Origin of the sequence: Pseudomonas viridiflava (genome assembly GCF_900184295.1) — a bacterium.
Taxonomy (GTDB): domain Bacteria; phylum Pseudomonadota; class Gammaproteobacteria; order Pseudomonadales; family Pseudomonadaceae; genus Aquipseudomonas; species Aquipseudomonas viridiflava.
This window is the reverse complement of record NZ_LT855380.1, coordinates 4,917,617-4,942,984: the sequence shown is the minus strand read 5'-3', so window position 1 is coordinate 4,942,984 and position 25,368 is coordinate 4,917,617. Positions and strand designations below refer to the sequence as shown.

Annotated in this window: 19 protein-coding genes, 1 tRNA gene, 1 rRNA gene and 3 pseudogenes; 10 read left to right on the top strand and 14 right to left on the bottom strand. The window is 59.0% G+C overall.

Annotated elements, in window-relative coordinates; all coding sequences use genetic code 11:
• Positions 1-54 precede the first annotated feature (54 nt).
• Positions 55-170: ribosomal RNA gene (gene rrf, locus CFBP1590_RS22225) — 5S ribosomal RNA — on the top strand.
• A 262-nt stretch (positions 171-432) separates the two neighbouring features.
• Here the strand turns inward: rrf and mksF are convergent.
• The 3 genes from mksF to mksB are packed head-to-tail and all read right to left on the bottom strand — an operon-like array spanning position 433 to position 5,217.
• Positions 433-3,252, bottom strand: a complete 2,820-nt coding sequence (mksF, locus tag CFBP1590_RS22220) for an Mks condensin complex protein MksF (RefSeq protein WP_043304130.1) — start codon at positions 3,250-3,252, stop codon at positions 433-435.
• On the bottom strand, positions 3,249-3,950 hold the full coding sequence (gene mksE / locus CFBP1590_RS22215; protein WP_029241424.1) for an Mks condensin complex protein MksE: 702 nt from the start codon (positions 3,948-3,950) through the stop codon (positions 3,249-3,251). The genes mksF and mksE overlap by 4 nt, the downstream gene beginning before the upstream one ends.
• Positions 3,940-5,217 carry an Mks condensin complex protein MksB gene (gene mksB, locus CFBP1590_RS22210; RefSeq protein ID WP_004879892.1) on the bottom strand — a complete coding sequence of 426 codons (1,278 nt, stop codon included), beginning with the start codon at positions 5,215-5,217 and terminating at the stop codon, positions 3,940-3,942. The genes mksE and mksB overlap by 11 nt, the downstream gene beginning before the upstream one ends.
• A 143-nt stretch (positions 5,218-5,360) precedes the next feature.
• On the opposite strand from mksB, the gene CFBP1590_RS22205 reads away from it, so the two are divergent.
• Both CFBP1590_RS22205 and rimI read left to right on the top strand, forming a co-directional pair.
• Complete coding sequence (locus tag CFBP1590_RS22205; RefSeq protein WP_029241425.1) at positions 5,361-6,170, top strand: hypothetical protein; 810 nt, start codon at positions 5,361-5,363, stop codon at positions 6,168-6,170.
• Positions 6,163-6,615, top strand: a complete 453-nt coding sequence (gene rimI, locus CFBP1590_RS22200; RefSeq protein ID WP_004879887.1) for a ribosomal protein S18-alanine N-acetyltransferase — start codon at positions 6,163-6,165, stop codon at positions 6,613-6,615. Before CFBP1590_RS22205 ends, rimI begins: the two co-directional genes overlap by 8 nt.
• Positions 6,616-6,622: 7 nt before the next feature.
• Here rimI and CFBP1590_RS22195 read toward each other — a convergent pair whose 3' ends face one another.
• Complete coding sequence (locus CFBP1590_RS22195; protein WP_058430969.1) at positions 6,623-7,030, bottom strand: hypothetical protein; 408 nt, start codon at positions 7,028-7,030, stop codon at positions 6,623-6,625.
• Between the two features lie 187 nt (positions 7,031-7,217).
• Here CFBP1590_RS22195 and can point away from each other — a divergent pair, with 187 nt between their 5' ends.
• Positions 7,218-7,856 (top strand): carbonate dehydratase, encoded by a 639-nt coding sequence (gene can, locus CFBP1590_RS22190; protein ID WP_004879883.1) that lies wholly within the window; start codon positions 7,218-7,220, stop codon positions 7,854-7,856.
• A 58-nt stretch (positions 7,857-7,914) separates the two neighbouring features.
• Here can and CFBP1590_RS22185 read toward each other — a convergent pair whose 3' ends face one another.
• Positions 7,915-9,540, bottom strand: coding sequence for a methyl-accepting chemotaxis protein (locus CFBP1590_RS22185; protein ID WP_162999638.1), 1,626 nt, complete (start codon positions 9,538-9,540; stop codon positions 7,915-7,917).
• Between the two features lie 181 nt (positions 9,541-9,721).
• The gene (locus tag CFBP1590_RS22180; RefSeq protein WP_088235931.1) at positions 9,722-10,381 is read right to left on the bottom strand and encodes an HD domain-containing protein; all 660 of its coding nucleotides are present in this window, start codon (positions 10,379-10,381) and stop codon (positions 9,722-9,724) included.
• A gap of 156 nt (positions 10,382-10,537) precedes the next feature.
• Here CFBP1590_RS22180 and CFBP1590_RS22175 point away from each other — a divergent pair, with 156 nt between their 5' ends.
• The 3 genes from CFBP1590_RS22175 (at position 10,538) to CFBP1590_RS22165 (ending at position 12,897) form a co-directional block, all read left to right on the top strand.
• A complete protein-coding gene (locus CFBP1590_RS22175; RefSeq protein ID WP_025993143.1) occupies positions 10,538-10,879 on the top strand; it encodes a zinc ribbon domain-containing protein YjdM in 342 nt (113 codons plus the stop codon).
• 85 nt (positions 10,880-10,964) lie between these two features.
• The gene (locus CFBP1590_RS22170; RefSeq protein ID WP_043304122.1) at positions 10,965-11,408 is read left to right on the top strand and encodes a thiol-disulfide oxidoreductase DCC family protein; all 444 of its coding nucleotides are present in this window, start codon (positions 10,965-10,967) and stop codon (positions 11,406-11,408) included.
• Positions 11,409-11,685: 277 nt separating this feature from the next.
• Positions 11,686-12,897 (top strand): sugar transporter, encoded by a 1,212-nt coding sequence (locus CFBP1590_RS22165; protein WP_025993144.1) that lies wholly within the window; start codon positions 11,686-11,688, stop codon positions 12,895-12,897.
• Positions 12,898-12,947: 50 nt separating this feature from the next.
• Here the strand turns inward: CFBP1590_RS22165 and pcsA are convergent, their stop codons facing one another.
• Together pcsA and CFBP1590_RS22155 are read right to left on the bottom strand one after the other, a co-directional pair.
• Positions 12,948-13,667: a phosphatidylcholine synthase gene (gene pcsA / locus CFBP1590_RS22160; protein WP_004879872.1), complete on the bottom strand. Its 720-nt coding sequence runs from the start codon at positions 13,665-13,667 to the stop codon at positions 12,948-12,950.
• A gap of 88 nt (positions 13,668-13,755) precedes the next feature.
• A complete protein-coding gene (locus CFBP1590_RS22155) occupies positions 13,756-15,765 on the bottom strand; it encodes an alkaline phosphatase D family protein (RefSeq protein ID WP_058430972.1) in 2,010 nt (669 codons plus the stop codon).
• A gap of 226 nt (positions 15,766-15,991) precedes the next feature.
• Between CFBP1590_RS22155 and CFBP1590_RS28740 the strand changes: the two are divergent.
• Positions 15,992-16,828 (top strand): annotated as a pseudogene (locus CFBP1590_RS28740) (MCP four helix bundle domain-containing protein); the annotation flags it as partial.
• Positions 16,802-17,686, top strand: a complete 885-nt coding sequence (locus CFBP1590_RS28735; RefSeq protein ID WP_406656082.1) for a methyl-accepting chemotaxis protein — start codon at positions 16,802-16,804, stop codon at positions 17,684-17,686. The pseudogene CFBP1590_RS28740 and the gene CFBP1590_RS28735, both read left to right, overlap by 27 nt.
• A 44-nt stretch (positions 17,687-17,730) precedes the next feature.
• On the opposite strand, the gene CFBP1590_RS22145 is transcribed toward CFBP1590_RS28735, so the two are convergent.
• The 6 genes and pseudogenes from CFBP1590_RS22145 to CFBP1590_RS22125 form a co-directional block, all read right to left on the bottom strand.
• Positions 17,731-18,165 (bottom strand): GNAT family N-acetyltransferase, encoded by a 435-nt coding sequence (locus CFBP1590_RS22145; protein WP_088235930.1) that lies wholly within the window; start codon positions 18,163-18,165, stop codon positions 17,731-17,733.
• A gap of 94 nt (positions 18,166-18,259) precedes the next feature.
• Positions 18,260-19,456 (bottom strand): GGDEF domain-containing protein, encoded by a 1,197-nt coding sequence (locus CFBP1590_RS22140; RefSeq protein ID WP_088235929.1) that lies wholly within the window; start codon positions 19,454-19,456, stop codon positions 18,260-18,262.
• A gap of 174 nt (positions 19,457-19,630) precedes the next feature.
• Positions 19,631-20,146: pseudogene (locus tag CFBP1590_RS28565) on the bottom strand (methyl-accepting chemotaxis protein); the annotation flags it as partial.
• 618 nt (positions 20,147-20,764) lie between these two features.
• A pseudogene (locus CFBP1590_RS28560) lies at positions 20,765-21,277 on the bottom strand (MCP four helix bundle domain-containing protein); the annotation flags it as partial.
• Positions 21,278-21,565: 288 nt separating this feature from the next.
• A tRNA-Met gene (locus CFBP1590_RS22130) sits at positions 21,566-21,642 on the bottom strand.
• Between the two features lie 118 nt (positions 21,643-21,760).
• The gene (locus CFBP1590_RS22125) at positions 21,761-22,891 is read right to left on the bottom strand and encodes a J domain-containing protein (protein WP_088235927.1); all 1,131 of its coding nucleotides are present in this window, start codon (positions 22,889-22,891) and stop codon (positions 21,761-21,763) included.
• 340 nt (positions 22,892-23,231) lie between these two features.
• On the opposite strand from CFBP1590_RS22125, the gene CFBP1590_RS22120 reads away from it, so the two are divergent.
• Complete coding sequence (locus tag CFBP1590_RS22120) at positions 23,232-25,289, top strand: methyl-accepting chemotaxis protein (protein ID WP_088235926.1); 2,058 nt, start codon at positions 23,232-23,234, stop codon at positions 25,287-25,289.
• Positions 25,290-25,368 lie beyond the last annotated feature (79 nt).

Here is a 25,368-nt window from a genome sequence, read left to right as displayed (position 1 = left end):
CACATACCCAATTTGCTGAATCGCGCCGCACGGCACGCTTCGGTACCCGAATTTCTTGACGACCATAGAGCATTGGAACCACCTGATCCCATCCCGAACTCAGCAGTGAAACGATGCATCGCCGATGGTAGTGTGGGGTTTCCCCATGTGAGAGTAGGTCATCGTCAAGATTAAATTCCAGAACCCCTCATCGCTCACGCGGTGAGGGGTTTTGTCTTTGTGGCGTCTGCAAAAGTGCCACGACGCTCGCCAGCCATCTATAACGCCCATCCTGCTTCCAGCGATTCAGTTGCAGACGTCAGCAGCAGCTCACAACCCCCATACGGCTGTTCACACCACGCACCGTGCAAACCATCAAGGTCATGCCCCCGAACGCCGCCCACAAAAAAGGCCGCATTCACATGCGGCCTTTTCATCACAGCGGTCCCAGACTTACGAAGCCAGCTCCGAAACCTCTTTCTTCACTTCGTCACGACGTTGGATGTACTTCCAGTCGGCTTCATCGATATAAATACCGTTCGGCCCGCTGCCGCCTTCCAGGTCGATAGCGACATGGGCAGAGACTTGGGGCTTTACACTCGCAAGGATCGGCACAAAGCCCAGCTGCAGGCTCGTCTCCAGCAATGCCGCCTGGTTCTTCTCGTCGATGTCTGCGGCTTCGTCCAGGTAGTAAGGCAAGCGCACTCGGCCAGCCTGATCACGGTCCATCAAGTGCAGCAACAGGTACATGTTGGTCAGCGCCTTGATGGTCATCGTCGTGCCGTTGGACGCAGCGCCGTCGATGTCGGTATGGATAACCGGCTGACCATTGACCTTGGTGATTTCGAAGGCCAGTTCGAATAGATCCCTGAGGCCAAGCTGGTTGTGGTTAGCCGCTACCAGACGTGCCAGGTATTCCTTGGCTTCTTCGTTCTTGTTGTCCTGCTCAGCACTCTGGCTCAGATCGAAAACCGACAGCGTCTCGCCCTCTTCGTACTGACCGGCGCTGTGGATAATCTGATCGATATGCTTGAGCGCTTCCTTGTTGGGAGCAAGCACAATGCGGAAGCTGGCCAGGTTGGACACCTGACGCTTGTTGATCTCGCGGTTGAACAGGGCAAGCTGATGCTCAAGGCTGTCATAGTCGCTACGGATGTTGCGCAGCGTGCGGGCAATGTCAGTCACGGCAGCACGACGCGCCTTGCCCAGCGTCAGCGCTTCATCGGTGCGGTGCGCATAGGCATTGATCAGCAACTGCAGTCGACGCTCCATGTCATCTTCGCTGTCGAACTTCGCCACGCCCTTGAGGCGGACCTGCGCATACAGCGCCTCGATCTGACCATCACTGCGCAGCAGACCCTGCCAGCTGTCCTGATAGTCATTGAGCAATGGCAGCAGGTTGTCCATCGAATCGTCGATCGGGTCCATGAATGGCGTGCCGAACGGCAAGTCAGTCGGCAGCAACTGGCGACGGCGCAGTGCATCGTCCAGCGTACGTTGCTTGGATTCCAGGTCGCCGATCTGTCGCGCAACCAGTTGCAGCTTGGCCGACAGCTGCTGGACACGCTCAGTAAACGCATCGCTTGAGCGTTTCAGTTCGTCCTGCGCCGCTTCCATCTGCGCCAGGTCTTCAAGCCTGGAAGGCTCTTCTGCGCTCAGCGTCTGGCAGCGACGGAAGTCTTCAAGCGCTTTCTGTGCGTCCAATACCTGCTGATACAGCGCCTCGGTCTGCGTCTTGCTCGCCGAACGATCTGCTGCCACAGCCTGTTGGGTTTTCAACTGCTTCAGTTCTTTTTCCAGACGCTCTTTCTGGTCGCGCAACGCGGCCCGATCGGCCAGCGCCTGGAGAGCGGGAGGCTCGATACTGGACAGGTTGATCGTCAAACCCGGTACGGTGAACTGATCACCCTTGAAGCCATCCAGAATCGTTTCCAGCGATTTGACCCACGCGTCGCCATCGTCCAGCGCAATACCCTGCTCGCCAAGCGGCAGACTGAACAGCGAGCTGTTGAACAGGCGCATCAGGCGCTCGACATCCGGTTGCGAGAACTCTTCGCGCAAGCGGGCGTAGCTGTTGTTGTCCGCGTGATCGAGTTGCTGCTTGAGTGACTTGAGGCGTTTTTCCAGATCGCGCAGTCGCTCGTCCAGATCCTCGGCGCTGAACTGCCGGGACTGGGCCAGTGCACCGGCCAGTTCGTCATGCGCGTCCTTGGCCGCCAGCAATTGCTGCTCCAGCACTTTCACATCGTCGACCAGAGCAAAGCGGTTCTTCAGGACCGACAGTTCACCGACCCAGCGCTGGATACCGCTGATCTCACGTTCAAGACGCATCAGTTCCTGAGTGCTGGAGCGTTGTTCGTTCTGCATTTCATCCTGCTGGGCACGGTAGTGCTCGGCCTGGATGACCAGCTCTTCCTTGCGTGCACCTGAGTAGTCCGACCAGGTGCCCAGCAAGGAATCGAGAATCGGCGAAAGACGATGCAGCTTGCCGCGCAACAGATCGCGCTGCTTGACGCCCGCAGCCAGTGCTTCGACCAGCGGACCGGCCAGCACCAGTGAGTTGTAATCCTGTTCCATGCGACGCACGTCACGGAAGGCCTCTTCACACGCCGCAATGTAGTCGACGCTGCCGGAGCGCAGGCTGTGCTCGAAGGCATCGAGGAACAGTTGCTTGAGCTTGGCGGCGGTGATTTCGCGCATGTGCAGCAGGTTGATGAACAGTGCCCGGAACGTCTTCAGGCTCTGCTCACTGGTCGAGCGCAGCGGAATCAGTGTCAGGTCCAGCGGGATCGAGGTGTGACCGCCTACCAGCAGGCGGCGCAGTTCGTCCGGCTTGAGCTCGTAGGCTTTCAGGCCCTTGCTTTCCAGATTGCTGAACAGCTCTTTCTGACGCAGGCAGGTGTCGTTCTTCTGGTAATGACCCAGATCCAGTTCACCGGCGTAGGCGAAGAACTGGTGCCCGAAGCCGCCGCCCGGGCCGCGACCGACCACACCTATGACGTGCGGGCCATGCGGCAGGGAGACTTCCACCAGAATGTAGCTGGTGTCCGAAGCGAAGTAGAAGCGTCGGGATTGTTCCAGGCTGTACTTGCCGAAGCTCATGTCCGACATGCGTGCCAGAATCGGGAACTGCAGCGCGTTGATCGACGCACTCTTGCCAAGGTTGTTCGCGCCGTACACCGACAGAGGATTCTCCAGCGGGAACAGACCCAGGCTGTAACCTGCGGTATTCAACAGGGCAAAACGGCGAATGCCAAAGCGTTCCTGGCTCATGCGTCTAACTCCTGTTCATCGGCAATGGCACGGGCCAACGCCTCTTCTTCGGTTTCTTCGCTGAATTCGGCGAGGTCCAGTGGATCATCGGTTTCCAGCAGCTTTTCATCACTGTCGTCGTCGATGAGTACCGGCGTCGGCAAGGGCAGGGCGCTGTGCAGGCTGGCTGCCAGGTCACGGTCCTGCTGCACGGAGAGGCATACGTCGAGAAAGCGGTGCATGGGCGGCAGGAATCGATAGATGCCGACCTCTTCACTGGCAAAGCCGAGCTGGGTCATGCGGCGCATGATTTTCTCTTCCAGTTCTTCCTGGGTCTGCACCTCGGCCTGCAAAAACAGATCGCGATACTTTTCCAGCATCGACGGCAATTCGTCGCGTCCCAGACTGCCGCCGTCCAGCACGGCCATCGGGTCGCGGCCCTGATCGGCCAGATGCTCGACGAGGATGAAAGTGAACAGCGCCAGACGCTGGGCGGTCTTGTTCACCTGCGCTGCGGCAAGGTCCGGCACGAAGTAGTAGAAACCACGGGTATCGCACACCAGTTCGAACCCTAGCGCCTTGAACAGCGCACGGTACTGATCCTGGAAATTGGATAGTTGGGCGTACAGCTCCGGATCACGGCGGCTGATGTGGTAGCCCTTGAACAGCTCGCGAAAGATCGGGGCGAGCTGGGACATTTCGGATAGATCAAGATGCATGAACAGTGCTCTCGGAATTCTCTGGCTGCGTGTCTGCGGGGGCAAGCAGGGCAAAGGAGCGCAGGCTGACGCGGTGCTCCCGTGTGTAATATTCGCGGCGCTCCAGGCGTTCGCGCTCAAAGCGCTTGTCGCGGGAGAGGCGTGAAAACCAATACAGCAATTCTTCTGTTTCGCCGTTCGGCTCCTGCTCCAGCAGCCAGTTCATCAGGTCCGGCATCGGCAGGGCGTCTTCGCAGCGCTCGAGCATTTCCTTGACCGTACGCGGCGCGCGGGCAGGTTCGCCCTTGCGGGTGCCGCTGGCCTTGGGGAAGCGTGCTGGCTTGGGCTCGAAGCGCGCCAGGGCGTAGACGTAGGCTTCAACCTGGCTCGCGCTGCCCAGAAAGGTGCTTTGCGGACGGGTGAACATTGGCATTGCAGCCTGCGGCACGGCGTCCAGTCCTTTGCGGCGAATGGCTGACAACGCCAGTGCTGCGCCACGGGTGACAGCGTTATGGCGACGGGCTTCTTCGCGCAGCGGCAGCAACAGCTCACGCGCATGGCGCAGGGTGAGCTGGGCGCTAGTCTGCATTTCCAGAATGCGCGCATGGGTGCGCAGCAGCATGTCGTCGTCGACCAGATGGCCCAGACGCTGCTGTTCGGTCAACAGACGCAGCAGGACATTCTCGACCTTGCGCACGCCTTGCTCGAAAGCCCCGTCGGCGTTGACCAGTTGAATCATCGGCTCGACGTATTCATCCCAGGTTGCCAGCACTTCTGCGTAGCGTTGGCGAAGCGGGATCTGCCGGTCGCTGGTCTTGGCCCGATCAGCGACCGCTACCAGTGCCTGCTCGTCATTGGCGAGCTTTTTCAGCACGTCACGGACACGCATATCCAGCAATCGAAGCTGTCTGGCCAGATCATTGGCGTCGCGAATCTCGAAGGCGTCCTGAATGTAACCGGCCAGACGTTCGAGGTGACGCAGATAGGCTTCGATTTCCAGGCACAGCCCCAGGCGGTGCTCACGGCGCAGATAGGACAGAAAGTCATGGATCTGCGCATTGAGCTCGAAACGGTTCGGGCTTTTGGCGACAGGCACCAGGATGTCCAGACGAATCCACACGTCCAGCAGATTGGTGATGTCTTGCGGGGTGCTGTCCTGTTGCTGAGCGGCAAGCTGCAGGCGCAGCTCGCTCAGGCTCAGGGTGCCCTGGTCGAAGTGTTCACATAAGGGCTCGAGTAGCGCCCAATGCTCGGCAAGGGCGCGCAGGACGCGCTTGGGTTCGATCATGGATAGGCCGACTGTTGGCGAATGAAAGGCGGCGATTGTACTGCATCATTCACTCAAGATTTCACCCTGGCGCGATATGCTTCAGCACGAAAAGACGAACAACGCTAGAATTGCGCGCCTAACTATCCACAGGTGGCCGACCCTTGCTCAATGAGTCCCGTCGCCGCGCTTATTTGACCGCCATGCAGGTGGTCAACTGGCTGCCGCGCACTGAACTGCCGTTTGCTGCACCTTCCCGTCCGGAACTGCTCGCGCCGTTGCCGCCGCCGGTCGAGGTGCAAAACGAGTTGCCAGCGGTTTCCTCACCTGCGCCTGTGGTTGCAGACAACGTGGTGCCCATCGATCGGCCATCCGAGCGAGCCTCCGAACGCCCGAAAATCGAAGTGCCGCGACCTTCGCTGGCCAGCACGCGCACCGTCGCTGCGGTCGTTGAAGACGCCGAACCCGCACCGCCCAAGGCTGTGGTCGTGCCGCCGCCGCGTTTCTCCCTGCAATTGTTGCGCGCCGGGCGTTGCATGCTGCTCGTGGAGCTGTCCACTGGCCAGCCGTTCCAGAGTCGCGACCCTTCCTATCTGTTGCTCAAGGACATGCTGCGCGCCGCCGGTCTGCCGGACAGTCCGCAGATCATTGGCGAGCCTGTGCGCTGGCCGCTGCTGGTTCGTGGCCAGATGGATCAAGGGCCGGAGGCCGCGCGTGACTTCGTGCAGGGTTTCGTCGGTGCAAGACTCGAAGATGAACCGTGCACCTGCCTGTGGCTGGTGGGCTTGCCCGCCATGAAATTCGCAGGCGAAGCCGACGCCGAATCCTACTATCAGGATTTGCAGGTAGACGGCCTGGGCACTGTGTGGGCGCTGCCGGGGCTGGAATTATTGATGGACGAGCCTGAACGCAAGGCTGATGTCTGGAAAGCCATGCGTCGGCTGATGACGCGCTGGAAACCAACTGATGAGTGATGCAATAAGCTTCCGGCCCATGACCGAGGCCGATCTGGATGCGGTGCTGAAGATCGAATACGCAGCCTTCAGCCATCCCTGGACCCGTGGCATCTTTCTGGACGGGCTCAAGTCATACGAGATCTGGCTGATGTTCGAAGGCGCTCAGCAGGTCGGGCACGGCGTGGTCCAGGTCATCATCGACGAAGCCCATCTGCTCAACATCACCGTGAAGCCGGAAAGTCAGGGGCGTGGCCTTGGGCTGCTGTTGCTGGATCACCTGATGAAGCGCGCCTACCAGCTCAATGCTCGCGAGTGCTTTCTGGAACTACGTGACAGCAACCGACCAGCCTATCGTCTGTATGAAAACTACGGTTTCAACGAGATAGGCCGGCGGCGTGATTACTACCCCGCAGTCGGCGGTCGTGAAGATGCCGTGGTCATGGCCTGCACGCTTCTGGAATAACCCGGCTTCAGCGTCCGGCCTTGCCATCCAGCGGGTCGACGATGGCCATCTCTTCTTCATCCAGACCGTCGCCACCGCCGATGTCATCTTCATCGACCACAGTCAGGTCAAGATCGGCAGGATTGCCCTCACCGCGCTCACTGGCCGAGCGGGCGCCATCTTCATGAATCAGCGTTTCAGGCGAGAGATCATCGTCGGTTGGCTGGTGGTCATCGGTGGACGCACCGGTCATGCCGGCTTCGCGCACGCGCTCATCCGGTATTTCATGTTGCAGTTCGTCTTCAGGCATAAGATCACCGATACGGGCGGTCTCATCATCCCTGAAGTTCAGTTCTTCCATGGAGCCCATGCGGTCTTCGTTATCGTCGATGGGTTCCGGTTGGGTGGCATCGAATGGACGGCGTGAATCGTTCATGACGAATCCTCATTGCAGGTGGTCTTGTTAGGTGGACCGGTCGCAACTTTGAAGATTCCTTTTTTTATCAGTACGGTTTATCAGCGCGGTTTGTCATCAAGGGTGATATCAGGTAGTGGCACAAGGACGTGACTTCCGGTGTCAAAGGCCTGTCCAAGGCTGAGCATCATAAACGAGGCATCAAAGCATGAACGAGCTACAAGACCTGATTGATAACAATGCACGTTGGGCCGAGGCGATCAAACAGGAGGACCCTGACTTCTTCGCCAAGCTGGCTCGCCAGCAGACCCCGGAATTTCTTTGGATCGGTTGCTCGGATGCGCGCGTTCCCGCCAACGAGATTGTCGGCATGTTGCCCGGCGATCTGTTCGTACACCGCAACGTGGCCAACGTTGTGCTGCACACGGACCTGAACTGCCTGTCGGTGATTCAGTACGCCGTGGATGTCTTGAAGGTCAAACACATTCTGGTGACCGGTCACTACGGCTGCGGTGGCGTTCGCGCTTCCATGCAGGACCGTCAGTTCGGCCTGATCGACGGCTGGCTGCGCACGATCCGTGATCTGTATTACGAGAATCGCAACGTGCTGGCTCAGTTGCCGACCGAAGAAGAACGCGTCGACCGTATGTGCGAGCTGAACGTGATTCAGCAGGTCGCCAACGTCGCTCACACCAGCATCGTGCAGAACGCCTGGCATCGCGGCCAGAGCCTGTCGGTGCACGGTTGCATCTATGGCATCAAGGATGGTCGCTGGAAGAGTCTGGACACCACCATCAGCGGCTTCGAGCAGTTGCCGCCTCAGTACCGCCTGCGTCCGCAGGACTGATCGAGCCTGAAGATCTATCGGACGCTGTGTTGCCTCGAAGGCACGCAGCGCCCGATGCTCAGAGCACGAATCGTTGCACCATCAGATTCAGATCCGTCGCCAGCATCGACAACGCGTTGCTGGCGACTGTGGTCTGCTGCGCGCCGGATGCGGTCTGCGATGACAGGTCGCGAATGCTGCTCAGGTTGCGATCCACTTCACCGGCGACCTGCGCCTGCTGTTCCGCCGCACTGGCAATCAGCAGATTGCGGTCGTTGATGGTGCCGGTTGAGCTGATGATCACGTTCAGGGCTTCGCCCGTCGCAGCGGCCTGCTCCAGGGTCAGGCTGGCTTGTGATGCCGTATGACGCAGCGAGCTGGCTGTCTGTTGAGTGCTTTGCTGGACCCCGCTGATCAGGCCTTCGATTTCTGTCGTCGAGGCGCTGGTGCGTTGCGCCAGTGAGCGAACTTCATCGGCGACCACGGCAAACCCGCGTCCGGCTTCACCGGCACGTGCGGCTTCGATGGCCGCGTTGAGTGCCAGCAGATTGGTCTGGTTGGCGATGGCGCGAATCACATCCAGGATGCTGCTGATGCTCTGCGTACGCTCGGCCAGCCCTTCGGCCTGATGCGATGAATCCAGCACGTTCGCGGTCAGTTCCTTGATCGAGCTGATGGTCGCCGACAGTTTGACCTGACCCTGAGCTGCCGCCTGAGTAGAGGCTTCAGACTCGCTTACCGTGTTGCTGGCATTGCCCGCCACTTCGACGGCAGCCTGACTCATCTGGTTGACCGCCACTGCCGCCTGTTCGATTTCATTGTTCTGCAATTGCAGGTTGAGGGCGCTGGCTTCGGCAATGGTGCCCATTTCCTGAACCGACTGGGACAGCTGCGTGGCGGCGGCATAAATCTGGTCGATGGTGCTGTGCAGGTTGTTGCGCATGCGGCCCAGTGTGGTCAGCAGTTGTGCGGTTTCATCCTTGCCGTCCGGAATTTCATGACGGGTCAGGTTGCCATCGGCGATGGTGCTGGCGATGTGCAGCGCATGGCGAACCGGGCGGATGATGCTGACGCTCAGACGCCAGGCCAGCAGCAGGGTGAGCGCAAGGGCGATAGCAATGGCACTCAGCGCAATGACGCGCGTCTGCTCGTAACGGGCGCTCGCTTCGTCCACGGCAGCAGCGGCACTTTGCTTGTTCAGTTCGCGCAGCAGCTGTACCTGCATGTCCATCAGGTCGCCCTGCATCGCCAGCATGGTATTGGCCAGCGTGCGTGCTTCGTCAAGCTTGTTCTGCTCGATCAGCACCATCTGGTCCTGCAGCCCCGGCATGAACGCCTTGTAGGCGTCCTGCAGGGCCATTATCGAATCATGCTCGGTGCCTGCCGGAACACGTGCCAGATAATCCGCGAAGCCTTTCTCGACTTCATTCTTGAGCTGTTCAACGTTGATCTTGCTGTTGATCACCGCGCCCGGATCGTCGGCGTTGGCAATCAGCCGAGTGGTTTCGCTGCGCAGTTTCACCAGACCGAGGGCGATGGCGTCGGCCATGGCGATGCTCGGCAAGGCGCCGCTTTCGACGGCCTCGCCCTGACGGCGAATGTCCTGCATTTGCAACAGGCAGAAGGCGCCAAGAGAAACCATGAGCAGGGCCGTGATGCCGAAGCAGATGACCAGACGTGGCGCGATCCTGAAACGGCGCAACACCGTTACCCCGGACTTTGGACGCAAGAAACGAGGCAGGAGATTTTTCACAGCAGATGACCTCTTTGAACGGACCCTTTCGGAGAGCCGTTTATAAGGCACATGTGTGATGTCTTTATGACATGTCTGCGGCGTTTTGCGTTAATGTCGCATTGATGTCATCTATGGCCGATATGCGCAGGCTTCAGTCGTGTGGCGCGCCGATTTCTTCCATCAGTTCATCCAGGCAGCGCTTCAATCGCTCGTGCCTGATCTTCGCCAGCGAAGCCCCCGAACGGGTTTGAAAACCATCGGCCAGGTGCAGCAGCTTGGTGTGAAAGTGATCGACAGCAAAGTTCTTGTCGTCATAGGGCCGCTGCGTGGCGTGCGGATCGAGAGGGTCGTAGAGATAACGTCCCATGCGTCCTGACACATAAAACACGCGCGCCACTCCAACCATGCCCAGCGCGTCGAGACGGTCGGCGTCCTGCAGGATTCTGGCTTCCAGGGTCCTGGGCGTTATTTGTGCCGAGAAGCTGTGCGCCTCGATGGCGTGAGCGACCGAAGCGATGCTTTCTTCATCCCAGCCCATTTCGGTCAGCAGCTCGCTGGCTCGGGCAGCTGCGAGTCGTGATGCTCGGGAGCGAAAGGGCGAGTTCTTTTCGACCGCCACGCAGTCATGCAACAGCGTGGCGGCCACCAGCACGCGGGCGTCACCGCCTTCATCGTCACGAATGGCGCAGACGTTTCTCCAGACTCTCAGCAAATGCGAGACGTCATGCGAACCGTCGATCTTCTCGGCGTGGGTATGCGGAATCAGCATCCGAGCGAGGTCCTCGAACGGGGCGAAACGGTTTGCGAGCATTGGACTCTCCTGATGCGACTGCTATTGAAGCATTGTAGAAAATCACGTCCCTGCAAGGCACTGACAAAGGACATGGACGTGCGATTTCTCGCGATCCACCTGAAAGCGGAAAAGCCCTTTATAATCCATGGTTTTTACCCCGATGCGAGATCCCCTGTGAGCTTACCGTCCTGCCCGAAATGCAATTCCGAATACACCTACGAAGACGGCTCCTTGCTGATCTGCCCGGAATGCGCCCACGAATGGTCCGCTGACGGCGGCGGCAGCGAAGCGTCCGACGACGTCAAGGTCATCAAGGATTCCACCGGAAACGTGTTGCAGGACGGCGATACCATCACTGTGATCAAGGACCTGAAAGTCAAAGGCTCCTCGCTGGTGGTCAAGGTCGGCACCAAGGTCAAGAACATCCGTCTGGTGGATGGCGACCATGACATCGACTGCAAGATCGATGGCATCGGCGCGATGAAGCTCAAGTCCGAGTTCGTCAGGAAGGTTTGATTCCTCGCGCTTCGCGTTTTAGCCTGAACGCCTCGCCGGTCTCGTGACCGGCGGGGCGTTTTCTTTTCTACAGCAGGGTCTGATCATGCCGAAAACTCCCGCTCCCTACCTTAAGCCCGATGAATGCGTCGTGCTGTTCGACGGCGTCTGCAAGTTGTGCAACGGCGTGGTGAAGTTTCTGATTCGTCATGACCCTGAACGGCGTTTGCGCCTGGCTGCGGTGCAGTCCGATGAAGGTCAGGCATTGTTGAAGTGGGCAGGGCTGCCGCTGGACGAGTTTCACACCATCGCCGTGATCCAGAATGGTCGCGTGTATGTGCGTTCGGATGGCTTTCTGCACATCATGCGTCTGCTGCCAGCACCATGGCCGCTATTGAGTGTCCTGCGGGTGTTTCCACGTTTCCTGCGGGACTGGGCCTACAACCGAATCGCGCTCAATCGTTATCGATTGTTCGGTCGTTATGATCAGTGCCTGCTGCCATCGCCGGATCACGAAAAACGCTTTCTCGGTGACGCCTCGTCCAGATAAGCGCTTGTGCTTACCGACCGGCGGTCACTTGTCCGGGATGTGTTTCATGGATGTGTTGTGATCAGGCGTCCCGGTCCGTAGAATTCCACATATTCGGCTGCATCTCCCCATATCGACAAAAATCCACTTCGCACACTGCGCTCGGTCCTGATCATTGAGCGGGGCGTTTTCGCGTTGTTTTTTCATTGGGGCGCATGCCTTGGTTTTTACAGGTGCCACGCGTGTTTGTGTGGCGGTAGGCCCCCGGGTCGCAACCCACTTCGAGCGTTGTATATTTTTGATGACTACACCACCGAATGCACATGCCGGTAGCTGGCTTGGCGTACTCGCTCTGGCCCTGGCGGCCTTCATTTTCAATACCACAGAGTTCGTGCCGATCGGCTTGCTGAGCAACATTGGCAAGAGCTTCGACATGACCACGGCCCAGGTCGGCCTGATGCTGACCATCTACGCCTGGGTCGTGTCGCTGATGTCGCTGCCGATGATGCTGATGACGCGAAATATCGAGCGGCGCAAGCTGCTGATTTTTGTGTTTGCGGTGTTCGTGGGCAGTCACATCGTCTCGGCCATGGCCACCAGCTTTACGGTGCTGTTGATCAGCCGGGTCGGCATTGCGTTTGCGCATGCGGTGTTCTGGTCGGTCACTGCGTCTCTGGCGGTACGTATCGCGCCGCCCGGCAAGCAGGTGCAGGCCCTTGGCTTGCTGGCGACCGGCACGTCGCTGGCGATGGTGTTGGGTATTCCATTGGGACGGGTCTTGGGCGAGGCATTGGGCTGGCGCACCACCTTCATGGGCATCGCAGGCGTCGCGGCCCTGGTCGTGGTGCTCTTGACCCGCTCGCTGCCGTTGCTGCCAAGCCAGAACTCCGGCTCGCTGAGAAGCCTGCCGATGCTGTTCAAGCGCCCGAAACTGATGGCGGTGTATTTGCTGACCGTGCTGGTGGTCACCGCCCACTTCACGGCCTACAGCTACATCGAGCCCTTCACCGAGACCGTGGCGCATCTCAGTGGTGAGGTCACGACGATTCTGTTGCTGGTCTTCGGTGGCGCTGGCGTCATGGGCTCGATCGTGTTCAGCCTGTTCAGTGATCGCTTTCCAAACGGGCTGCTGATTACCGCGATCGGCACCATTGCGGTGTGTCTGCTGATGCTGCTGCCGCTGTCCGGCGATGCTGTGACATTGGGAACACTGACGGTGGTCTGGGGCATGGCGATCATGAGCTTCGGCCTGTTGCTGCAGGCCCGCGTGCTGTCGCTTGCGCCGGATGCAACGGACGTGGCAATGGCGCTGTTTTCGGGCATCTTCAACATCGGGATCGGCGGCGGGGCGCTGCTTGGCAGCGTGGTAAGCAGCCAACTGGGCGTATCGAGCGTCGGGATTGTCGGCGGCCTGCTGGCCTTGGGCGGGTTGGGACTGTGCAGCTTTACCACGTATCACTTCGGCAAGTCGGCCAATGCAGCCGAGGCTCAAACCGAAAGCAGAGTCTGATCAGGTCACTCGCTCGCTGACCGGCGTGTCCGGGCAGCGAGCGAATCAGCTCAGGCCTTGAGACGGCCCAGCCATTCCAGCGACGTTCTCCAGATACAAATCCCCAGGAAATACGCCGACATCGCCAGCCACAGTCCCATGACCACGGGGCCATTGTGCGGATGGTTGATGATCAGCAGTGCGCTGGACAGCAACCAGACCGCTGTGACCGCAATGTTGATCGGCATGAAACGACGTACCCGGAACGGGTGCAGGAACTTCATGCGGGTCAGGGTCAGCAGGGCCAGCGCAATGATGGTGATGAAGGTCATCCAGGGGCTTGGCGAGAGGATGTAAAGGCACAGTACGACAACGTTCCAGGCAGCGGGGAAGCCCTGAAAGTAATTGTCCTTGCTCTTCATGTCGACGTTGCAGAAGCAGAACAGCGACGAAACCAGAATCACCGACACACTCAACAGCAGCGTGTAATCCGGGACCGGGATGTAGCGGTAGAGGAACAGCGCGGGAATGAATACGTAGGTCAGGTAGTCAATCACCAGGTCCAGCACCGAGCCATCGAAGTGCGGCAGGACTGAAGTAGTATTGACCTTGCGTGCCAGCGAACCGTCCACCCCATCCACGATCAGGGCGGCACCGAGCCAGAGCAGGCAGGCTTTCGGTTCATTGTTGAACAAGGCAATGGTCGCCAGGAACGCAAGGACCACGCCGGTGGCGGTGAAGCCATGCGCGCCCCAGGCGTTGAGTCTGGCTATGCGTTGATTGGTTATCACGGGGGCGCTCTCCAGGAAATAATGCTTGTCAGGGTTTGCCGTAAACCTGACCGGTAGCAACTATCGACCCGGCAATCGGCGATAAGGTTCAGCGGTGACTATCGCTCGTTTCCCTGTCGTTTTCCAGAAAACGGCGATCCGTACCTGACCGCTCGTCTCTGTATTCTGCCGGTTCGACGAAGCAGGTAGGCGGTGCGCCGTTGGCGTTGAGCTGGTTGATCAGCGTTGGCTGGCCCTGGTCGTTGAACAATACCTGGCCCACACCCGCAGAATTCCACAGCCGTTCACCCGCCTTGCTGTGTTCTGGCGTACGCGGGATGACTTTCATCAGGCGACGTTTGGTGAACCAGTTCAGCGGCGAACGCGGTGAGTATAACCACCGATTCAACCGATCAAAAGTATCCAGTAAGCGTCGGGGGAATTCATTTTTGATACCGCTGCTGGTGACTTGCCAGATGCGCGGGCCGCCACTGCGGTGCCGGATCAGGATTTCGTAGACGAACGAGTAATGAACGTCCCCCGACAGAATCACGTAATTGCCCGGCGTTCGGGAGTGGCGAAAGATGTTCAGGATCACCTGGGCCGCGCCGCGATGGGCCATCCAGTTTTCCGCATCCACCAGCAGCGGGTAGCCGCACCAGCTGAAAACGCGCTGGATAGCCTCGATCAGCTTGACCCCGAAAATCGGGGCCGGTGAAACGATGATGGCTGATTTGTGATCGATCAGCTCCTGCTGCAGTTCGCAGAGTGCTTCCCAGTCCATCAGGCCGGAAGGGTGGTTGAAGTTCGACTGACTGCGCCAGCGACGCGTTCGAGTATCCAACACCACCAGCGCTGGCGTCGTGGGCAGCACGTAATGCCATTGCTGGAATTTCAGCAGTTGATCGATCAGTGCGTCCTGGGTCTTGCTCTCCAGCTGGTTGTCACGGCTGACGGTTTCATCGCTCAAGGCTCGTGCCTGCCCGACAAGCTCGTTCAGCGCATCAGGGTTGTTACCCCAGCCCTGACACAGCAGGTAAGCAATCAAAGCGTTGCCAATGATGCGTTTCGAAAACGGATGACCGTAGGCGGTCTCTTCCCAGTTCGCCGACAGGTTCCAGTCGTCCGTGATGTCGTGGTCATCGAACATCATCATGCAGGGCAGGTGCGCCATGGCTCTGGCGACGTTGCCCAGGCCGGCTCTGAAATCATCGATCACCACGTTTTCCCGGGCATAGCGCTCGGACTCTTGCGCGTCGAGCTGCGGCATGTCCGGTGTGACGAGGGACCAGGGCACCGGCGACCAGACGAGCAGGTACATCGCCATGACTTCCGCCAGGGTCACCAGATGGTTGTCTGCAGTGGCGCTGGTGAAGACGGGCTTGCTGGTGCCGCCGAAGAAGCGATCACGCAAGGTGTCGTTACTTTTCAGGGCGGGCAACAGGTCGGCGCGCTGGTAATAGCTGGCCGGGTGGTCGTACAGACTCTGGCTGTCGTCGACCACGGCGCCTTCCAGCCTCTCGTCGAACAGGCCCAGACGGTCGATCAGCGAATGGACCCCACGCAGCATGGGGCCTGCAACGTCGTCGGCGTAGACCTGATCACCGCTCATCATCAGCAAGGCGGGACGCTGCAGTGGATCAAGTGTGTCCGCCAGCAACTGATCGACACATAACAGTCCATCGGCAGAACCATGATGCGGCTTGCGGCATGAGCCGTGGAGGATGTGGTCGATCTTGCTGCGCACCACGAAGTTGGGATGGCTGGCGCCGCTGTAGAGCAAATGGGGCGCCCAGTCGGCAATTACGGTTTGTTCGTCTTCTATATAAAGGTCGTAATCGATCAGTCGGTCCTTCGGCAAATCGCCGTCCAGGCGCACGTCGATCAGATGGATGAACGCCCGTTGGCCCATCGCGATGATCTGGCATTGCTGCTCATCGAGCGGATAGTCCGTGAATGTCGCGTCCGCCTGTTCATCAGTCCGCAGACGCAACGTCAGCGGCAACGGCCGCGAGCCCACCAGCCACAACACGAGGCGATTGGCTTCCTGTCGGCGCAGCAGCGGACCGGCAAGAACGGCGGGTAACGAATCATGCGGTGACACGGGCGAGGGGAACATCCTGGGGGCGGGCTCTGACTGAATAATTGCTGGAAATAGTAACGCAGCGCAGGTGGAAAGTTCCTGTTACACAAATCCGCATTGCTGTCAGCATGTTTCAAGGACAGGCACGCGCCCGGCAGTTGGCCAGAAAAATCTGACGTTTCCACGAAAACTCTCGCTCAAGGACTCCAGCGGTTTCGCACATTGCCGATAGAGCTTCTTACAAGGAGCTTCAGGTCGATGCATGTACGCATCTGTAATGGAGCCTTACCCAGCTTTCTCGACCAAGGATCCTGTCATGAACTGGTTTTACAACGCCAAACTGTCCACCAAGCTGTTCATCTCGTTTGCACTCTGTGCGCTCATCACGCTCGTGGTAGGCATCATCGGCAGCCAGGGCATCGGCGACCTTTCGAACAGCCTAAAGCTCACGTTCTCCAATAACCTTGTGTCGGTTGGCAAGACCAGTGAAACCAAGGCCAATGCCATCGCCCAGAACCGTGACCTCTACCGCCTGCTGTCGACAGTGGCCGCCAACGCGCCTCAGAGCGTCAAGGATCAGGTCGTCACGAACTTGCGTGAAAACCGCGCTCAGGCGGAAAAAGCGTATGCCGCCTATCGAACCACGCCACTGGAAGATGATGAGCGCGCCGCCGGTGATTTGATGGACAAGGACTGGCCTGCCTATCAGGCGGCGATTGATCGAGCCGTCAGCGTGGCTCTGGCCGGCGATGTCAATGCCGCAAGAACGCTGGTGGACGGTGAGGTTCGTGACATCTACCTCAAGATCATGAACGAGCTGAACATCATGGTTGACTCCAACGCCCGTCAAACGGGCGAGGGCGCAGTCGCTGCCGGCAAGACCGAATCTGCTGCCAAGCTCAATCTGTATGTCGGCATTGGCGTGGCGTTCCTTGCCGCCTTCCTGCTCGGCCTGTTCATCAGCCGCGTGATCAGCCGCCCGATTGCGTCCGCTCTGGTCAATGCCCAGCGTATTGCTGGTGGCGACCTGACCCAGCCGATTGTCAGCCTGCATCGTGATGAAGCCGGGCTGATGCTGTCCGCGCTCGGCGACATGCAAAACAGCCTCAAGAACACCATCGGACAAATTTCCAGTGCTGCCGACCAGCTTGCCTCGGCCGCCGAGGAATTGAACGCGGTAACAGAAGAAAGCAGCCGTGGCCTGACGCGTCAGAATGACGAGATTCAACTGGCGGCTACCGCTGTCACGGAAATGACCGCAGCGGTCGAGGAAGTGGCGCGCAACGCCATCTCCACCTCCGATGCGTCGAAGTTGACCAGCACCGAGGCGGCGACCGGTCGCGATCAGGCACGCGAAGCCGTGAACGCGATCAACACGGTGAGCACCGAGATCAGCAGTTCTACCGCGATGGTCGAGGAACTGGCTGGACGCGTTCGCGAAATCGGTCAGGTGCTGGACGTGATTCGCGGCATCGCCGAGCAGACCAACCTGCTGGCCCTCAACGCGGCCATCGAAGCCGCCCGTGCCGGCGAACAGGGTCGTGGTTTTGCCGTGGTGGCTGATGAAGTGCGGGCCCTTGCGGCCCGTACTCAGGCATCCACCGGTGAGATCGAAGCGATGATCGGCAGCGTACAGAGCAGCGCCGATCAGGCCGTTCGTGCGATGGGCAACAGTCGTACGCTGGCCAGCAACACTCAGTCACTGGCCCAGGCCACAGGCCAATCGCTGGAGCGCATCGCTCAGAGCATCGCTGAAATCAACGACCGCAACATGTTGATTGCCACGGCGTCGGAAGAACAATCCCACGTTGCGCGCGAAGTGGATCGCAACCTGATCAACATTCAGGACCTGTCCACCCAGACCGCTGCGGGCGCCAACCAGACCAGTGCATCGAGCCAGGAACTGTCGCGACTGGCGATTTCGTTCAACAACCTGGTGGGCAAGTTCAAGGTCTGATCCTCGAACGCGGTGGCAGCGTTTCACGACGCTGCCCCGGTCCTTCAAACGGCTTGAACGTCCAGGCGCTTCTGAAAGAAGAAGCGCTTGTGGCCGGGCGGGTAGTCTTCTATCTTCCCGAACTCGCTGAAGCCGTGACTGCGATAAAAGTCCGGTGCCTGGAAGTCGAAGGTGTCCAGCCACATCCCGACACAACCTTTCTCCATGGCCAGCTCTTCGGCCATCTGCATCAGACGCGAGCCTGTTCCCTGACCTCGGGTCTGTTCGGGCACGACCAGCAGCTCAATGAACAGCCAGCGATAAAAGAGGCGAGCGTGCAGACCGCCGATGATGTCGCCTTTTTCATCCCGCACGAGTAACGCGATCTTTTCCGATTGCCCGTCACCAGCCTGTTCAGCGTTGTAGCGCCTCAAAGGCTCAAGAATGGCCAGGCGATCTTCTTCCGTAGGATCGTTTTTGACTTCGATATGCACGCCCATGCGCTGACTCCCGTCCGTTGATCTCAAACCGGCAGAGTAGAGCGGCGGTCAACCGGGGTAAAGCACAGAAGGCACGTACGCCTGCGCTTGAGGGTCAGGCTGAGCGGATACAGTTACGACCGGCATGTTTAGCTGCGTACAGCGCAACGTCGGCGGCATTGATCAGTTGGTCGGCCGTGGCCAGCGGCGCTACGGCCGCGGCGACACCCAGGCTGATGGTGACCAGCGCGCCTTCGCCCTGTGCCGGATGCGGCAACTTGAGCGTCGCCAGTGCAGCTTTCATGATCTCGGCAAGTGCCTTGGCCTGGCTGACGTCGGTGTTGACCATCAGGATCAGAATTTCTTCGCCGCCATACCGAAACGCCACGGCGCCATGTTGCTGGGCATTCTGCTGGATCACCTGACTCATCAACTTCAGGCAGCTGTCGCCCTGAGGGTGACCATAGTTGTCGTTGTAGGATTTGAAGTGATCGATATCCAGCAGGATGAACGCGACGTTTGTGGGCGTCTCTCGGGAGCGTTCCCAGATCGAGCTCACCAGCTCGTCCAGATACCGTCGATTGAACAGCCGTGTCAGCGCATCGGTACGCGCAACTTCCATCAACTGGATATGCAGCAGCCGTCCGCGCAGCGCGAACAGGTAGCTCAGCCGTGCGCCTCGCTCCAGAAAGTACGAAGACATCAGCAGCAGTGCAACGGTAGACACAAATAGCAGGGCATTGGCCTGCCAGGTCAGGAAATCCGCAAAGTCAGCCAGATAGGTCGTCACCAGTTGAATGCCCAGCATGCTTAGCGTTGCCACGGTGGCGTAGCGAAACGGCAATTGCTGAATCATGGTGCAATAGACCATCACCAGCAGCATCCCCAACTGGTAATGGAGCTGGTGCGGGCTTTCGCTGTAGGTCATGACCACCATCGGCATCAGCGAGGACAGCACAGTGCCGACCGCTGCGGTTGTTTCCAGCGCACGACGAGACGTCATGCGCTGGATCAACAACAGCAAGGCGATGAACATTGGGGTAATCACGCACAGTCGGCCGATTGCGACGTAGAAAAACATGTCGCGCAACATCAGCCAGTCGCTGAGCAGGTACAGGTTGTAGATCAGTCCGCCGCCGATGCCGACCGCCGTGATGAACCGACGCCGCTGGTGCAGGGTGTCTGCTTCGTAGCGTCGTTCGAGTTCACGGCTGAACCGCAGCGTGCCCACTCCGCAGGCAATGGTTCGCTCAACTTCGGCAAGGGTCTGCGAGTCTTCCTGGGTCGGGCGATCAAGGGCGGGAGTGAGCATGTGGCACCGGGTTCATCACATCGAATCCATTAGGACAGCGCTCGAGATGTCTTAGTGCCACCATTCGTGGCGTGGGGTGCAGATATATAAATAAATGCTCGTACCAGTGAGTCCTTGGGCTGGCGACGTTCTGACGTCAGCCCAGGCTCATGTGTTACGTCACAGCATAAACCATCAGGCTCCGCCCACTTTGAAAATGGCAACCTTTTGTGCAAGTCGATCTGCGAGCTGTTCCAGCTCCCTGCTGGCCGACGCGACCTGCAGGGATCCGCTGGCGGACTTGACGGTCGAGTCGTGAATACGGGTGATGTTGACCGCGACGTCTTCGGCTACGGCGCTTTGCTGGACAGCCGCGCTGGCGATCTGGGCGTTCATGCTATTGATGGCGCCTACTTCCTGACTGATCCTGGTCAGCGCACTCTGGGCATCGCGAGTCTGCGAAACCGTCTGGGTCACCCGCTCACAGCAGTCACGCATGGTGAGTGCGGCCGCTTGGGTTCCGCTCTGCAAGCGCCCGATCATCTCGCGAATTTCCTGAGTCGATTCCTGAGTGCGAGTCGCCAGCGAGCGCACCTCATCGGCCACGACCGCGAAGCCTCGTCCGTGCTCTCCGGCGCGGGCGGCTTCAATGGCGGCGTTCAAGGCCAGCAGGTTGGTCTGCGAAGCGATGGAGTTGATCACCTCGATAACCGTCTCGATCTGCTCGCTGTCCTTGGAGACCTGCTCGACCGTTGTGGTGGTCTGCCCCAGCGTCACGGCCAGCTCTTCGATTGCCTGAGTGGTGCCCGCAACCAGACGATTGCCGCTCTCGACCTCGTTGTCGGCTTCACGAGTGGCGTTTGCGGCTCTGGAGGCATAGCTGGACACCTCACTCACCGACGCCGCCATTTGCTTGATCGCCGTCGCAACCTGTTCGGCCTCACGGGTCTGCAGGCTGATGTGATCGTTATTGCGTGTGGAGGTTGCCGAGAGCTGGCTGGAGGAATGATTCACCTCCTGTGCCGCCTTGCGTACCTGGGTAATGGTGTCAGCCAGTCGATCGAGCGCGGTTTTCAAGACACCCATGACGCTGTCGGGGTAATCAGTGACAATGGTCTGCTGCAGGTCGCCCGCAGCCAGCCGCCGGATCGCCTCAGCGACCTCGACAGGTTCTGCGCCCAGCGTGGATTTCACGAAACGAATAATCACGGTCGCCATAATGATGCTCAGCAGCAAGGCCGCACCGGTCGCCAGCAGCATCAGACCGGAAAACCGGCTGGCGGTGGTCTGCACCTCATTGAGCTGAGCCTTGATCGTGGCTTCTTCGTAATCGATCAGCGCATTGATGCGCTTCAACCATTCGCTGTAATCACCAGAGGCGCGGCTCAGCAACAACGCCTGAGCGCCCGCAATGTCGCCAGTCCGGCGCAAGTCGACCACCGCTTTGCTGGACGCGAGGGTCTTCACTTCGATTTCCTTGATGGCGCGCAGCAGCTCCTTCTCTTCACGCGTCACCCCGGCATGACCGATCAACTGGTCCATGGGCTGCGCGGAGTCGGTATAGGCCTGCTCCAGACTCGCCACCTCGGCCAGATGAAACGCAAGGTCCCGGTCGTTATTCACCAACACCGCATCGCGCACGGCAATCGCCCGGTTATGGACACTGCCCCGGAAATTGATGGCGTAACGCTGAACCTTTGCCGCGTTGTCACTGACATCCTGCAGCGTGGAATCAATGACGCCCACACGCTGCATGCCGACGGCTGTGATCAGAACGAGCAGCGACACGATGGCGGCAAAGCCGAGACCGATACGGGTAGCAAGGCGGACGGGTGTTTTCATGGTCAGGGCTCGGATTTTCGGGAGGTTCAAGTGGTGATGGCGATGGGGCATCACTTGAGAGTTGCGACCATACGTGAGGGGAGGGGATTGGACTATTAAGAATATGTAACCTGATCGTTAGCTTTTAGCTATTGAACGTTTTCTGTCGATAGTCGAGCGAGCGATGTTTATCAGAATTCAGATCGTGATCGGGCAGGCGTAAGGAGAGAATAAGCGGGGGACGAGCAGGGGGCTTCAAGGACGCCCAGAAACAAGAAAGCCCGCACGAGGCGGGCTTCTTGTTGAACTTGGTGGCTACACAGGGACTTGAACCCCGGACCCCAGCATTATGAATGCTATGCTCTAACCAACTGAGCTATGTAGCCAAGTGGCGCGCATTATTCGCGCAGAACGGATATGTGTCAAGCGTCTGTGTGAAAAATAATTGCGTACGATCAACCGGTTAGGTGGCGGCTTTCTACTGGAGCCCTTTTTTCGGGGGTCTCAGCGGTACAGATCCCGGAATGGATCGGGCTCGTTCAAGTCCATGAATTCGTCAAAGTCGTCGTAGTCCACCGCCAGGTCCCGTTGGAGCTTCAGCCAGGCCTTCAGGCTTTTCGGCTCGGTGAGCAGGGTCAGCTCATCACGCAGATGCCCGACGTGATCACGGACGACGTCAACACGCTTTGTGCACTTGGCAATCACGGTCTTGGGTCGGATGTCCGTATCGGGTTCCATCAGGAACCGTTCTCTGATCATCATCTTGCGGTCGTGAATCTCATCCTCGAGTTCGGTCAACTGGTCGCGCAGTATCAGGTTGAATTGCTTGAGGCGCTTCTCGGAGATGTTGTCGATGTGTTCCTGATCGATCTGCTCGATTTCCATCTGCATCTGAAGCAGCGCGAGCAGATCGTTACGGGCGTAGGCGTCGTTGACTCTTTGCATGAGTGCCGTCTTGCGGTCTCGCTCGGTGGCATCCTGTTCGCGATCCGGATGCAGCGCGCTGGCCAGCTTGCGATAGATTTCGCGCACCGACTGGCTGCTCTCCGCCTGTTCCTGTTCGCGACGGATGTCGCTGGCGGACGGCTTTCTGGGTTCCTGATTGACTTGTGCGGCTTCGTCCTGAGCTTTGAAGTGTTCACCGAAAAGGTGGATGACGTCTTCTGGCGAATTCAGATCAACATCGTCCCCCAGATCTATACCCAATTTTTCTTCCAGCGACGCGCGCAACATCTCGGCGGCCTCGCGTTCATCATCGTCGTAATCGTTACCGGTGTACTTGAAGTACAGCTGTTTCAATTCCTCCTCACGCCCTTGAGCCATGAGTCCTGTGATGAGTTCGAAGATGATCTCTTGCAGTGTGGCGCGGTCTTTCTTGCTCAAACGGAACTGATCATGCGCCTGGTCAAGCAGGCGCAGTCGATCCAGGTCGTTTTCTTCCTGCTGGATGAACAGCGGAAGCAACTCGGCGTTCCAGATCTGCTCGGAAGTGGTCCAGACTTCAAGCCACTGCTGAAGCAACGTACGCTTGGTTTCGAGCTTCTCCATCAGCGTATTGAATTTCTTCTGCTCTTTGCTCAGCTGGGGCCTGGACGGCTGCGCGACGACGCGTGGCGAAGAGAAAGGAGCGGTCATGGTGAGGCCTCCCTGGATAGGCGATTGGGTGGGCCGAGCCTTCGGCTGTTGGGAAGAAGCTTACTTTTTCAGACGGGCTTTCAGAATGAATAATTTGTGGATATAGGCACCCTCGGACGCCGCAGACCCGGTCCGCTTCTTGCTTGAGAGACGGTGAAACGCCAATTACGCGGCTTTTCGCCACAAAAAAGAATAGGCATCCGCGCTTTTCGTACCAATGTGAAGCGATGTGTATCGCCATTGAATCAATAGCATGGCATTTTGCTGCTATCGTTTTTTCGAAAAAGACACCGCTCTGCTTTTTTTGAAAGCGTGAGGTGTTCACGGGGAGTCGCTGGACATGAACAGTATTCTGTCGCCGGGTATGCGCCTGATGGGGCATTTCGGGTTTGCTCGCAAGTTTCAGCTCTTGTTTTTGCTGTTCATGTTGCCGCTGGTAGGCAGTGGGTGGGTGATCGCGACCGATTACCGGAACAAACTGGCGGTGATTTCGGGCGAGCAGTCAGGCGTTCGGCAACTGTTGGCCCTCGATGATCTGAACGTCGAGCTGGCAGCCCAGCGTGACCACGCTGCGCGCTGGAAAGCGGCGGATATCCTCAAGGAACCGACCCCGGAAGCCAAGGCTGCCATGGCCAACGTCGATGCCGGCAATCCGCGCATCGCCAAGGCGCTCGAAAATCTCGGCGCGGCCCTGAACGCTGAAAGTGCGCCCGCCGACACGATGAACCGCTACAAGACGCTTCAGGCCTCCGTGGCAGGCATGGACACCGCTTCCCTGCGAACCGTCGGCTGGTGGCCGGATGGCTATGATCGCTTTACCACTGCCTTGAGCAACGTCCAGGCGCTGCGCGAGCAGATCGCCATGGACAGCGGGTTGATTCTCGATCCGTGGCTCGAGACCTACATGCTGATGCAGCTTTCCACTCAGCAGGTGCCCGACCTCATTGAGCGCATCGGGCGCATGTCCAGCATTGGCCAGACCTCGGTCGCATCCGGCCAGTTCAGCCTGCAGAGCCGTTTGCAGATGCGTGATCTGCGCAGCCGTATCGACGACGCGAAGGACCAGATGCACAAGGCGGGCGCTTTGCTGATGTCCAAACTGCCAGCACAGATGCAGCCTTGGGCTGACCAATATTCGCAGGTCACGCAGGTATTGAACACCGAGCTGAAAGTACTGGATGAAGGCGTGTTTGGCGGGACCATCAAACTCAAGCCGCAGGAGTTCGAGCGCAGCATCGATACGCTGACGAAAAGCGTGGGTGACTTCCGTAATCATTCGCTCAAGGCGCTCTATGATCGACTCGACTACTACCACGACGTGTCCAACATGGAGTTCATCCCGCTGGCGGTGGTGTTCGGCGTTCTGATGTTGCTGGCGATGTACCTGTTCGCCTGCCTGCAGGCTTCGATTCGAAGCAGTGCCAGCGGTATCACCACCCTGGCCGAGTCGCTGCGGGACGGCAATCTCTGCGTGGAGGTTCCGGTTCAGGGGCGCGACGAGCTTGCAGCCATCAGCCGTGCGCTGAACGTCGCAGTCGTTCAGTTGCGCACCAGCCTGCTGGGCGTCAATCAGGAGACTGTGCGAGTCGGTGATGCAGTGCTGACGCTTAATGCCCAATCCAGCGGAACGCTCACCGAGGTTGAAGACCAGCAACAGCAGATCAGTCAGATCGCTGCCGCTGCAACCGAACTGGCAGCCACTTCCCAAGGCGTGGCCAGAAGCTGCGAACAGGCCTCTGCCAGCGCGCGACACACGCGCCAGATAGCCGAACAAAGCAGTCAGGACAGTCAGCGCACAACCGACAGCATTCAACAGCTCAACCAGCGCCTGACCGACACAGCCGCCGCGCTTGGTCGCGTCAGCGAGCAGGGCCAGCAGATTCAGTCTGTGGTGGACGCCATCCGCGGCATCGCCGAACAAACCAACCTGCTGGCGCTCAACGCTGCCATCGAGGCTGCGCGAGCGGGCGAGCAGGGTCGTGGCTTCGCAGTTGTCGCTGACGAAGTGCGCAGCCTGTCGCAGCGTACTCAGGCCTCGACAGCACAGATTGCCGGGACCGTCGACAGCCTGCGCGCGACCGTGACTCAAGCGGTCAACCTGATGGAGGCCGCGTGCGGCCAGGCGGTCAATGACGCGCGTTCGGTTACAGGCCTAGGCGAGCGACTGGGCGAGATCGCCACGGCAGTGCAGGGCGTGACTGACACGCTGGTGCAGATATCCACCGCGGTCGAGGAGCAGGCGTCCACGGCAGACGAAGTCAGCAGCAATATCCAGCAGGTCGATCAGGCTGCGGGCCGCTTGCTTGAAGGTGCTCGAGCGGTGAACAGGGCGGCGGATACGCTGAGCCAGGGGAGCCAGGCATTGAGTGGGAATACGGCGCGGTTTCGGTTGGGATGAGGCTGCCTGCATCGTTTTAGACACACAGACCGGCACGTGGGATTCCAGGCCGGTCTTTTTGTATCCATGGTCATTGGAT